Annotated in this window: 11 protein-coding genes; 5 read left to right on the forward strand and 6 right to left on the reverse strand. The window is 71.9% G+C overall.

All coding sequences use genetic code 11. The annotated features are described in order from the left end of the window. Window positions 1-17: 17 nt before the first annotated feature. Entirely contained in the window at window positions 18-2,042 is a 2,025-nt protein-coding gene (locus ACFXDJ_RS12150; protein WP_384653829.1) for a penicillin acylase family protein, read from the forward strand. Next, window positions 2,039-2,653 (forward strand): GNAT family N-acetyltransferase, encoded by a 615-nt coding sequence (locus ACFXDJ_RS12155; RefSeq protein ID WP_384653803.1) that lies wholly within the window; start codon window positions 2,039-2,041, stop codon window positions 2,651-2,653. The genes ACFXDJ_RS12150 and ACFXDJ_RS12155 overlap by 4 nt, the downstream gene beginning before the upstream one ends. On the opposite strand, the gene ACFXDJ_RS12160 is transcribed toward ACFXDJ_RS12155, so the two are convergent. After that, complete coding sequence (locus tag ACFXDJ_RS12160) at window positions 2,613-3,416, reverse strand: alpha/beta fold hydrolase (protein ID WP_384653801.1); 804 nt, start codon at window positions 3,414-3,416, stop codon at window positions 2,613-2,615. The two genes, ACFXDJ_RS12155 and ACFXDJ_RS12160, sit on opposite strands and share 41 nt — an antisense overlap. 145 nt (window positions 3,417-3,561) lie before the next feature. Between ACFXDJ_RS12160 and ACFXDJ_RS12165 the strand changes: the two genes are divergently transcribed. Both ACFXDJ_RS12165 and ACFXDJ_RS12170 read left to right on the forward strand, forming a co-directional pair. After that, window positions 3,562-4,386 carry a Scr1 family TA system antitoxin-like transcriptional regulator gene (locus tag ACFXDJ_RS12165; RefSeq protein WP_384653799.1) on the forward strand — a complete coding sequence of 275 codons (825 nt, stop codon included), beginning with the start codon at window positions 3,562-3,564 and terminating at the stop codon, window positions 4,384-4,386. Further along, entirely contained in the window at window positions 4,383-4,565 is a 183-nt protein-coding gene (locus ACFXDJ_RS12170; RefSeq protein WP_384653797.1) for a DUF397 domain-containing protein, read from the forward strand. The genes ACFXDJ_RS12165 and ACFXDJ_RS12170 overlap by 4 nt, the downstream gene beginning before the upstream one ends. Window positions 4,566-4,584: 19 nt before the next feature. Here the strand turns inward: ACFXDJ_RS12170 and ACFXDJ_RS12175 are convergent, their stop codons facing one another. Further along, window positions 4,585-5,109 (reverse strand): hypothetical protein, encoded by a 525-nt coding sequence (locus ACFXDJ_RS12175; protein WP_384653796.1) that lies wholly within the window; start codon window positions 5,107-5,109, stop codon window positions 4,585-4,587. 164 nt (window positions 5,110-5,273) lie between these two features. Between ACFXDJ_RS12175 and ACFXDJ_RS12180 the strand changes: the two genes are divergently transcribed. Then, window positions 5,274-7,079, forward strand: a complete 1,806-nt coding sequence (locus ACFXDJ_RS12180; protein ID WP_384653794.1) for a protein kinase — start codon at window positions 5,274-5,276, stop codon at window positions 7,077-7,079. 58 nt (window positions 7,080-7,137) lie between these two features. Here ACFXDJ_RS12180 and gatB read toward each other — a convergent pair whose 3' ends face one another. Genes gatB through gatC form a run of 4 tightly spaced genes read right to left on the reverse strand, consistent with a single transcriptional unit; the run spans window position 7,138 to window position 10,714 of the window. Continuing rightward, window positions 7,138-8,646 (reverse strand): Asp-tRNA(Asn)/Glu-tRNA(Gln) amidotransferase subunit GatB, encoded by a 1,509-nt coding sequence (gatB, locus tag ACFXDJ_RS12185; protein WP_384663759.1) that lies wholly within the window; start codon window positions 8,644-8,646, stop codon window positions 7,138-7,140. A 16-nt stretch (window positions 8,647-8,662) separates the two neighbouring features. Further along, window positions 8,663-8,914: a hypothetical protein gene (locus ACFXDJ_RS12190; protein ID WP_384663761.1), complete on the reverse strand. Its 252-nt coding sequence runs from the start codon at window positions 8,912-8,914 to the stop codon at window positions 8,663-8,665. Next, window positions 8,911-10,413 (reverse strand): Asp-tRNA(Asn)/Glu-tRNA(Gln) amidotransferase subunit GatA, encoded by a 1,503-nt coding sequence (gatA, locus tag ACFXDJ_RS12195; RefSeq protein WP_384663763.1) that lies wholly within the window; start codon window positions 10,411-10,413, stop codon window positions 8,911-8,913. The genes ACFXDJ_RS12190 and gatA overlap by 4 nt, the downstream gene beginning before the upstream one ends. 4 nt (window positions 10,414-10,417) lie before the next feature. After that, window positions 10,418-10,714 (reverse strand): Asp-tRNA(Asn)/Glu-tRNA(Gln) amidotransferase subunit GatC, encoded by a 297-nt coding sequence (gene gatC / locus ACFXDJ_RS12200; protein WP_007266718.1) that lies wholly within the window; start codon window positions 10,712-10,714, stop codon window positions 10,418-10,420. Window positions 10,715-10,895 lie beyond the last annotated feature (181 nt).

A 10,895-nucleotide genomic window follows, 5' to 3' on the forward strand; every position in this document is an offset into this window, starting at 1 on the left:
ACCGGGACGCCTGGGGCATACCGCACCTCCGCGCCTCCGACCCGCTCCGCCTGTCCTACGCCCAGGGCCGCACCACCGCCCTGGACCGCGCCTGGCAGTTGGAGATCGAGCGCCTGCGCGCCGAGGGCGCGAGCGCCTCCCTCCTCGGCCCCGAGTCCGTCCCCTGGGACCGCTTCGCCCGCCAGAGCCGCCTCGCCGACACCGCGCACCGCTGCTACGAGGCGCTCGACCCGGAGACCGCCGAGTGGGTCCGGGCCTACGTCGCCGGGGTCAACGACGGCCTCGCCGCCGGGGCCGCCCGCGACCCCCGCTTCGCGCACGCCCCCGAGCCCTGGGAGCCCTGGGTCCCGCTCGCCATCTGGATCTCGACCCACATCCTCTTCGCCGGCTTCGCCACGAAGCTGTGGCGCGAGCGCGTGGCCCGCGCCCTCGGCGACGAGGCCGCCACGCTCTTCGCCGCCGACGGCCCCGGCACCGCCGGCAGCAACGGCTGGCTGGTGCCGGGCGACCGGACCGCCACGGGCGCGGCGATCATCGCGGGCGACCCGCACCGGTTCATCGAGGACCCGGGCGTGTACCAGCAGATACGTATCGCCTGCCCCGAGTACGACGTCCTCGGCCTCGCCGTCCCCGGCGTCCCCGGCCTCGCCCACTTCGGGCACGCCGGCAGCGCCGCCTGGGCGATCACCAACGCCATGGCCGACTACCAGGACCTGTACGAGGAGCAGTTGAGGGACTCGGGCAACGGCCGGATCGAGGCCCTCGGCCCCGGGGGCGCCTGGGAACCGGTCGCCCGGCACACCGAGACCATCACGGTCGCCGGCGCGGACCCCGTCGAGGTGGAGGTTCTGGAGACCGCCCGCGGGCCCGTCGTCGTACGGGCGGACGGGGACGATCCCAGTGGCCAGACCCTCTCGCTCCGCTACCCGCCCCGCGTCCGCCGCGACCTCGGCTTCGCCGCCCTCCCCGCCCTCCTGCGCGCCCGTACCGTCGCCGACATCGACGCCGCCCTCGACGGCTGGGCCGAGCCCGTCAACGTGGTCCACGCCGCCGATACCGCAGGCGGCCTGCTGCACCGCGTCGCCGGAGCCGTCCCGCTGCGCGACCCCGCTAACCGGCTGCGCCCCGTCCCCGCCCCGGACGCACGGCACGCCTGGCGGGGCTGGGCGAAGACCCCCGCCGAGCCCGTGCAGGGCTTCGCCGTCATGGCCAACGCGCGCGGGATCGCCTCGCCGCTGGGCGTGGAGTTCGCGCCCCCGCACCGCGCCAACCGCATCCGCGAGCTGCTCTCCGGCTCGGCGGACTGGTCCCCGATGGCGATGGCCCGCGTACACGCGGACACGCACCTGGCCTCCGCCGCACCGCTGCTCGCCCTGCTGCCCGGGTTCGAGGGCCTGTCCGGCGAGGCCGAAGCGCTGCGCGCCCGGCTGCTCGGCTGGGACCGGCGCATGGACGCGGACAGCACCGACGCCACCGTGTTCTCGGCCTTCCGGGCGGCGACCGTACGCCGCTTCGCCGCCGACCCGGTCTTCGCCGGCCTCGCGGACGCCCCGGCCGGCCCGGAGGTGTTCCACCCCTGGCTGTACCTCCTCCCCCGCGTCGGCTACGCCATGGAGGGGCTGCTCGCGAGCCCCCTCCTGCCCGGCCTGGACCGCGCCGGGCACGTCCGCGCCGCCCTGGAGGAGACGGCGGCGGCGAACGCCCCCGACACCCCCTGGTCCGAGGTGCACCGCCTCGCCCCCTGGTCCGCCCTGCCGGACCCGGACGCCGAGTGGCCCGGCCTCGGCGGCGACCACGACTGCGTGAACGCCACCTCCACCGTCCCCGGTTTCACCGACCTCACCGCCCGCGCCTCGGCTGCCCGTTACGTCTGGGACCTGGCCCGCCGCGAGGACAGCCTCTGGGCGGTCCCGCTCGGCGCGGACGGAGTCACCGGCAGCCCCCACCACCGCGACCAGCTCCCGCTCTGGGCCCGGTGCGAACTCGTCCCGGTCGTCACCGACTGGTCCCGCCTCACCAAGGAATCCGAGGAATCCGCATGACCACCTCCCCCGGTACCCGCCGCGCCGCCGTCCACACCGAGACCGTCGAGGGCTTCGGCACCGTCACCCTCACCCCCGTCGATCCCGCCGCCGACTCCGCGCTGATCCACGGCTGGGTCACCGAGGAGCGGGCCTCCTTCTGGGGCATGGGGGGCGCCAGCCGCGAACTGGTCGAGGAGATCTACGCGGACGTGGACCGCCGCACCACCCACCACGCGTACCTCGCGCGGCGCGACGGGGAGCCGGTCGCGCTGTTCCAGACGTACGACTGCGCGGAGGACCGGGTGAGCGAGTGCTACGAGGTCCAGCCCGGGGACATCGGCGCGCACCTGCTGATCGGCCCCGACCACGGCGCCGCCGAGGCCGGTTTCACCGCGTCCCTGATGGCCGTCTTCCTGACGTACGTCCTGTCCGACCCCGGCACCCGCCGGGTCGTCGCCGAGCCGGACGCCCGCAACGTCAAGGCCATCGTCCGCCTCCAGCGCACCGGTTTCGCGCTCGGCCCGGAGGTGGAGCTCCCGGAGATCGACCTTCCCGAGGTCTACCTCCCGGCCAAGCGGGCCCGTCTGCTCATCCTCGACGTGTCGGGAGCTCTGCCAGAAATCCGGTGACCAGGGCCGCCCACTCCTGCGGGAGTTCGGCGAACGGCAGGTGTCCGGTGGGCAGTTCCGCCCACCGGGCGCCGGGCAGCGTGTCGGCCACCTCCCGCTGGAGGGCCACCGGTACGAGGCGGTCGGCGGTGGTCGCGATGACGAGCGCGGGTACGCCGACCCGCGCGAGGTCGGCGCTCAGGTCGGCCCCCTTCACCAGCGCGGCGTGGTCCCCGCCGCCGGGCGGGAAGGACGCGGCGGTGGCGCGCACGGCCGCCTCCACCTGCTCGTCGGTCAGCCCCTCCAGTGCCTGCGGGCTGAGGGTGAGCGGTACGAGGAGCCGCGCGAGGAGCTCGTCCTCCCCGCGCCGGGCCAGCTCCGACCACAGGTCGGTGACGAGCCCGAGCCACTGCCCGGCGCGGGCGAAGGTGGCGGTGAGCACGAGCGCGGTGACCCGTTCGGGGTACCTGGCGGCGATGCGCACGGCGACGTTCCCGCCGAGGGAGTAGCCGAGGACGGCGAACCGCTCCAGCCCCTCGGCGTCGGCCGCCGCCACCAACTGATCGGCGAGCTCGTCCAGTTCCAGCGGCTGCGTGGCGCGCGGGGTCGCCCCCGTACCCGGGTAGTCAACGCCGACGACGGTGTGACGGGCGGCCAGATCATCGAGTATCGGACCGAAGTTCGACTCGACCGAGCCGCCTCCGCCGTGGGCGAGGAGCAGCCCGGGGCCGCCGCTCTCCTTGCGGACGGTGCGGGCGTAAGCGCTGGTCAGTGCGGTGCTCATGAGATCCCCTCAGTTTCCGTAGCGGTCGCTACAGAAAGAACCGTACATGCTTTAACTAACGATCGCTACAGAACTCTGGATTTTGTACGGGTGCCGTACGGGTCGACGGCGCGTCAGCCCAGGCCCACCCGGGGATGTCGCAGGCATGGCAGACGACAACAGGCCCCAAAGGAACGTCTCGTGGCGAGTCCTGGGCACGATGGCCGCGCATTTCCGCAAGCAGGCGGGTTACACCCAGGCGACCCTCGCCGAGTACCTGCACACCGACCCCGAGACCATCGCCTCCATGGAGCAGGGCCGCCGGCTCCTCCAGCCGCGCATGGCGGCGACCCTCGACGACCTCTTCGAGACGGGTGGGCTGCTGAGCAGGTCGCTCGCCAAGATCCCGAAGCGGGAGCGGTATCCGGCCTTCGCGATCGACTTCATCACCCACGAGCGGGACGCGGAGAGCCTGTTCTCGTACCAGAACTCGGTGATCCCCGGACTGCTCCAGACGCCGGAGTACGCGGCGGCCGTCTTCGGCTCGCTGTACCCGCCGCTCACCCCCGAGGAGATCGAGGTACAAACGGCCACGCGGCTGGGCCGACAGTCCATGCTGGCCCGCAAGCCATGGCCGCCGATGATGCACTTCATCCTGGAACAGGCCGTTCTCGAACGCCCCATCGGCGGACCTGACGTCCTTCGGGCCCAGCTGCGCCACCTGCGAGAGATGGCCGAACTCCCCTACCTCGGGCTCCAGATCATGGCCACCGACCGCGAGACGCACGCGGCTCTCGACGGCCCGATGGTGCTGCTGGAGACGGGCGACCACGACCAGCTCGCGTACATCGAGGGGCAGGGCGTGAGCTTCCTGCTGGACGACCCCGAGGAGGTCCATCCACTGAGTCTCAAATATGGGATCCTGCGGAACCAGGCGATGTCCATGGAGGACAGCAAGCGCCTGCTGGACCACCTGCTAGGAGAGTCATGACGACCCACGCACTGACCTGGTTCAAGTCGAGCTACAGCGGCAGCGAGGGCGGCGACTGCGTCGAGATCGCCGCCCACACCACCGCCGTGCACATCCGCGACTCCAAGGTCACCGAGGGCCCGGTCCTGACCGTGGCCCCCGCCGCCTGGGCTGTCTTCGTCGGCGACGCCACCCGCTGACCGCGCGGCCCGGCCCGGCTCAGCCCCGTTCCGGCACCCCGAGGTCGGCCCGCATGGCCGCCCGCATCACCCGGAGCTGGTCCCAGATGCCCTGCTGGGCCTCCGCCGCCGCCTCCATCGACTCCCCCGGGGCCGGCTCGCTCCGCTCCAGGCGCTTCACCTGCCCGTAGACGTTCGTGAGGGCGTGGTTGACCACCGTCACGGGCGTGAGGACGGGGCCGGGGGCCACCATCTGCGCCTCGGAGTACTGGTCGCGGAAGGCGTCCTTCGCCGCGTCGAGCGCGGTCCGGTCGGCGTCCTCGACCTGACGTTCCCGCAGGACGTGCAGATGCCGGTTCAGGGCAGTGGTGAACTGCCGGGCGTCCCGGTTGAGGCCCACGTAACAGGTGCGCCGCAGCAGCAGGTTCTCGCGCACCGCGTCGTGACCGCGCACGAGCTCGATCTCGCGGCTCTTCGCGCGCACCGCGCCCCGCTGGGTGAGCAGTGCGCCGCCCAGCGTGCCCGCGACACCCGCCACGGCGATGACCATCGAACCGATCTCCACCGGCCCCCCTCCCCGAGTCCGTTTTCCCCGCGCACAGTCTGCCGGACCGCCGGACCACCTGTCCGGAAGGTCTCGATGGGGGTGCGGAATCCGATTTCCATTGACCCCGCCAACCGCCCCACGGGAAACTGTGCATCCATCAAATACTGGGCGCTGGGGGGAAATTGACCAGCCAGAATCTGCACATCGGGCCGGACGCGGCAGCAGACCGCTACCGCTTGCTCCGATCCATCGGACGCGGCGGTGAGGCCGTGCTCTATCTCGCGGAGATCGAGCTCGCCGGAGGGTCCGAGCCCGTCGTGGTGAAGGTGCTCGACTCCAAGACCACGATCACCCCGGACGTCTTCGACCGCATCAGCCAGAAGTGGAACGAGCAGGCCGAGTTGCTGCGCTTCGTCCACCGGCCGGGGGTCGTCGGCGTACGGGAGCACTTCGAGGGGCCGCCGATCCACCGGCCCGGGGAGTCCGGAACGCTGACCGGGCGGGCCCTCGTGCTCGTCATGAACCACGTCGACGGGCTGGACCTGCGCGACTGGCGGGCCGAGCGGACGCTCGCCACCGCCGCCGAGCGCCGCGAGGTGATGCGCACGCTGGAGCAGCTGGCCGACGTACTGGACTGGCTGCACTCGGGAAAGGCGACCCCGTCCGGACGCCAGGTCATCCACGGCGACCTCTCCCCCGGCAACGTCATGGTCGACGCCCACGGGCAGGCCACCCTGGTGGACTTCGGCCTCAGCAAGCTGACCGCCGACCACCAGACCGCGGAGGTCTGGTTCACCCCGGGCTACGCGGCTCCCGAGGTCTTCGACGGGAAGCGGACCCCGGGCGCGGACCGGTACGCCTTCGGGGCCATCGCGTACTTCCTGCTGAGCGGGGAGTCCCCGCCGGCGACCCCGGAGCTGCTGGCGCAAGCCCTCGTACGGCTGCCGCAGTTCGCCGTGCTGGACGCGGAGCAGCGGGCGCGGATCGCCTCCATCTACGCCTCCGACCCGCTGAAGCGGCCGGTGAACCTGGCCGGGTGGATGAAGGACATCCGGCACGCGGTGGTGTCCACGACGACCTCCACCTCGCAGCGGGTGGTCCAGGACGCGCCGCCCGCCCCGGCGGCGCCCCCGGTGGCAGCCCCGCCGAAGCCCGTGGCCCCGCCGGTGCCGACGTACACGCCGCCGCCCGCCCAGCCGGCCTACGTCCCGCCGCCCACCGAGCCCGTGTACGCCCCGCCGCCCGTGCAGGCGAGCGTGCCGCCGGGGTACGGGCCCGCGCCCGTGGCCGAGTCCCGTACGGAACCGGCGCCCGCGCCGCCCCCGCGCAAGAAGCGGCGTACCGGGCTGGTGCTCGGGGCGGTGCTCGCGGTGATGGTGGTGGGCGCCGGCGCGGTGATCGGCGTGAAGCTGCTCGGGGACACGAAGGAGGAGCACAGCGGGAGCACCGCGAGCGGCGGGGACAAGGCCGCCTCGGCCCCCGCGAGCCCGACGCCCACGCCCACACCGTCGGCATCGGCATCGACCTCCGCGTCCGGCACCCCGGCGACCCAGCCCACGGCGACGGGTTCCCAGCCCCCTTCGGGGGTGGCTCCGGACGTCAAGGCGGCCGACCTGACCGTCATGGGACCCGTCAAGGACCTGGGTGGATTCGACGTCGGGCCCGCCAAGATCAACACCAAGCAGTACGGGGCCGCCTTCATCCAGCAGCCCAGCTGCAACTTCGACGCCCAGGCGGAGTTCGACCTCAACCGCGAGTGGAAGACGCTGGAGTTCACCGCGGGGATCGACGACGGCTCGACCAACAAGAAGGGGCGCGTCACCATCTCGCTCGACGGCCAGCCCGCCGCCTTCTCCGAGCTCGTGGAACTGGGCAAGCCGATCACCCACACCGTGGACGTGAGCGGCGCCCTGCGGCTGACCATCAAGGTGGACAAGGGCTGCGACAACGGCACGACCGTCATCGCCGCCCCCCAGCTCAAGCGCTGAGACCACGAAGGCCCCGCACCGGTGGAACCGGTGCGGGGCCTTCGTGTACGTGCGAGGACTACTCGGAGACGCCCAGCCGCTCCAGGATGAGCTCCTTGACGCGCGCCGCGTCGGCCTGGCCGCGGGTGGTCTTCATGACCGCTCCGACCAGCGCGCCGACGGCGGCGACCTTGCCGCCGCGGATCTTGTCCGCGATGCCCGCGTTGCCCGCGATGGCCTCGTCCACGGCCGCGCCGAGCGCGCCCTCGTCCGAGACGACCTTCAGGCCGCGCTTCTCGACGACCTCGTCCGGGGTGCCCTCGCCGGCGAGGACGCCTTCGAGGACCTGGCGGGCCAGCTTGTCGTTGAGCTCACCGGCCGCGACCAGGGCCGCGACGCGCGCGACCTGGACGGGGGTGATGGGCAGCTCGTCGACGACGACGCCCTGCTCGTTGGCGTTGCGCGCCAGCTCGCCCATCCACCACTTGCGGGCGGCGGCCGAGTCGGCGCCGGCCTCGATGGTGGCGACGATGGAGTCCACCGCGCCCGCGTTGAGGATCGACTGCATGTCGTGCTCGGTGACGCCCCACTCCTGGAGGAGGCGGTTGCGGCGCACGCGCGGCATCTCGGGCAGACCCGAGCGCAGTTCCTCGACCCAGGTGCGGGCCGGGGCGATCGGGACCAGGTCGGGCTCCGGGAAGTACCGGTAGTCCTCGGCGTTGTCCTTGATGCGGCCGGCCGTGGTGGAGCCGTCCTCCTCGTGGAAGTGCCGGGTCTCCTGCACGATCGAGCCGCCGGACGAGAGCACCGCCGCGTGGCGCTGGATCTCGAAGCGGGCGGCCCGCTCGACGGAGCGCAGCGAGTTGACGTTCTTCGTCTCGCTGCGGGTGCCGAACTCGGACTCGGGGGTCGGGCGCAGCGACAGGTTGACGTCGCAGCGCATCTGGCCCTTGTCCATGCGGGCCTCGGAGACGCCGAGCGCCTTGATGACCTCGCGCAGCTCGGCGACGTACGCCTTGGCGACCTCGGGGGCCCGTACGCCCGCGCCCTCGATCGGCTTGGTGACGATCTCGATGAGGGGGATGCCGGCGCGGTTGTAGTCCAGCAGGGAGTGGGACGCGCCGTGGATACGGCCGGTGGCGCCGCCGACGTGCAGCGACTTGCCGGTGTCCTCCTCCATGTGGGCGCGCTCGATCTCCACGCGGAAGATCTCGCCGTCCTCCAGCTGGACGTCCAGGAAGCCGTTGAAGGCGATGGGCTCGTCGTACTGGGAGGTCTGGAAGTTCTTCGGCATGTCCGGATAGAAGTAGTTCTTCCGGGCGAAGCGGCACCACTCGGCGATCTCGCAGTTCAGCGCGAGACCGATCTTGATGGCGGACTCGATGCCGATCTCGTTCACGACCGGCAGGGCGCCGGGCAGACCGAGGCAGACCGGGCAGGTCTGCGAGTTGGGCTCGGCGCCCAGCTCGGTCGAGCAGCCGCAGAACATCTTGGTCTTCGTGCCGAGCTCGACGTGGACCTCAAGGCCCATGACGGGGTCGTACGACGCGAGGGCGTCCTCGTACGACAGCAGTTCGATGGCAGTCACAGTGGAAATTTCCCTCTCAGCCCAGCAGGACGTCGTCGTCGCCGAGACGCTTCAGCTCGCGGTACAGGATCGCGAGGCCGGTGATGATGGCGGCGGCGGACACGACGGCGTCGACCAGCTTCAGCGTGTCGTGCTCGGTACGGGCCTTCTTGGCCTGCTTGACCACGCTGAAGGCACCGAAAGCGGTGGTGCCGATCGACAGGTACGTACCGGACTTGGACTTCTTGAAGCCCTTGGCCTTGGACAGCGCACTCGTACTCGAACTCACAGCGACGGAGCCTCCTCAAGCAGCGGGTGACCCCAGCGTGCGACGAAGGCAGCCTCGACGGCGGCGCCGACCTTGTACAGCCGGTCGTCCTTCATCGCCGGGGCGATGATCTGCAGTCCGACCGGGAGACCGTCCTCCGGGGCCAGGCCGCAGGGCAGCGACATGGCGGAGTTGCCGGCCAGGTTGGTCGGGATGGTGCACAGGTCCGCGAGGTACATCGCCAGCGGGTCGTCGGTGCGCTCACCGATCGGGAAGGCGGTGGTGGGCGTGGTCGGGGAGACGATCACGTCGACCTGCTCGAAGGCCTTCTCGAAGTCCCTCGTGATGAGCGTGCGGACCTTCTGGGCGGAACCGTAGTACGCGTCGTAGTAGCCGGAGCTGAGCGCGTACGTACCGAGGATGATGCGGCGCTTGACCTCGTCGCCGAAACCGGCTTCGCGGGTCAGGGCGGTGACGTCCTCGGCGGACTTGGTGCCGTCGTCGCCGACGCGCAGGCCGTAGCGCATGGCGTCGAAGCGGGCGAGGTTGGAGGAGCACTCGGACGGCGCGATCAGGTAGTACGCGGCCATCGCGAGGTCGAAGGACGGGCAGTCCAGCTCCACGATCTCGGCGCCCAGCTCCTTGAGGAGCTCGACGGACTCGTTGAAGCGCTGGACGACGCCGGCCTGGTAGCCCTCACCGGCGAACTGCTTGACGACACCGACGCGCATGCCGGCGACGGAGCCGTTGCGGGCCGCCTCGACGACCGGCGGGACCGGGGCGTCGATGGAGGTGGAGTCGAGCGGGTCGTGCCCGGCGATGACCTCGTGGAGCAGCGCCGTGTCCAGGACGGTGCGGCCACAGGGGCCGCCCTGGTCGAGGCTGGAGGAGAAGGCGACCATGCCGTAGCGGGAGACCGCGCCGTACGTGGGCTTCACGCCGACGGTGCCGGTGACGGCGGCGGGCTGGCGGATGGAGCCGCCGGTGTCCGTGCCGATCGCCAGGGGCGCCTGGAAGGCGGCCAGCGCGGCCGCGGAGCCGCCGCCGGAGCCGCCGGGGATCCGGGTGAGGTCCCAGGGGTTGCCGGTGGGCCCGTAAGCGCTGTTCTCCGTCGACGACCCCATGGCGAACTCGTCCATGTTGGTCTTGCCGAGGATCACGACGTCGGCTTCCTTCAGCTTGCGCGTCAGGGTGGCGTCGTAGGGCGGGATCCAGCCCTCCAGGATCTTCGAGCCCACGGTGGTCGGAATCCCGACGGTGGTGAAGATGTCCTTGAGCGCGAGCGGGACACCGGCGAGCGGGCCCAGCTTCTCGCCGTTGGCGCGCTTGGCGTCCACGGCGGCGGCCTGGGCGAGGGCGCCCTCGCGGTCGACGTGCAGGAAGGCGTGGACCTTCTCGTCGGTCGCCTCGATGCGGGCCAGGTGGGCCTCGGTGACCTCGACGGCCGTGAGCTCGCCGGAGGCGATCTTCTCGGCGGTCGCGGCGGCCGTGAGCCGGATGATGCTGTGCGTGTCGGTCATGTTCTTAGTCCTCACCCAGGATCTGCGGCACCTTGAAACGCTGCTGCTCCTGGGCGGGGGCGCCGGAGAGCGCCTGCTCGGGGGTGAGCGAAGGACGGACCTCATCCGCGCGCATGACGTTCGTCAGCGGCAGCGGGTGGGAGGTCGGCGGGACGTCTTGGTCGGCGACCTCGGAAACGCGGGCTACCGCGCCGATGATGTCGTCGAGCTGTCCAGCGAAGTGGTCGAGCTCTTCGCTCTTCAGCTCCAGACGTGCCAGCCGAGCGAGGTGGGCGACCTCCTCGCGCGTGATGCCAGGCATGCAGCGTTCCTCTGGGGGTGGTGAGTGTGTAGGTTTCGGGCCCAATCCTATGGGGCCCGGCCCCTCCCCGACGCCCCGGTTTCCGTCCGGGGCGGTACGGGGCCTCCCGCCGGGCCCGATTCCGCTGCGCGGGGCGTGTCCCCTACCCGCCCTTCCACCGTTCCCTGGGGCTCCGCCCCAG

It is taken from the genome of Streptomyces sp. NPDC059443 (assembly GCF_042750105.1).
Taxonomy (GTDB): domain Bacteria; phylum Actinomycetota; class Actinomycetes; order Streptomycetales; family Streptomycetaceae; genus Streptomyces.

Coding starts and splice junctions, on each gene's coding strand:
- ACFXDJ_RS12160 (WP_384653801.1), bottom strand. CDS start 3,416: ATGAGCACCGCACTGACCAGCGCTTACGCCCGCACCGTCCGCAAGGAG.
- gatC (WP_007266718.1), bottom strand. CDS start 10,714: ATGCCTGGCATCACGCGCGAGGAGGTCGCCCACCTCGCTCGGCTGGCA.
- gatA (WP_384663763.1), bottom strand. CDS start 10,413: ATGACCGACACGCACAGCATCATCCGGCTCACGGCCGCCGCGACCGCC.
- ACFXDJ_RS12155 (WP_384653803.1), top strand. CDS start 2,039: ATGACCACCTCCCCCGGTACCCGCCGCGCCGCCGTCCACACCGAGACC.
- ACFXDJ_RS12165 (WP_384653799.1), top strand. CDS start 3,562: ATGGCAGACGACAACAGGCCCCAAAGGAACGTCTCGTGGCGAGTCCTG.
- ACFXDJ_RS12170 (WP_384653797.1), top strand. CDS start 4,383: ATGACGACCCACGCACTGACCTGGTTCAAGTCGAGCTACAGCGGCAGC.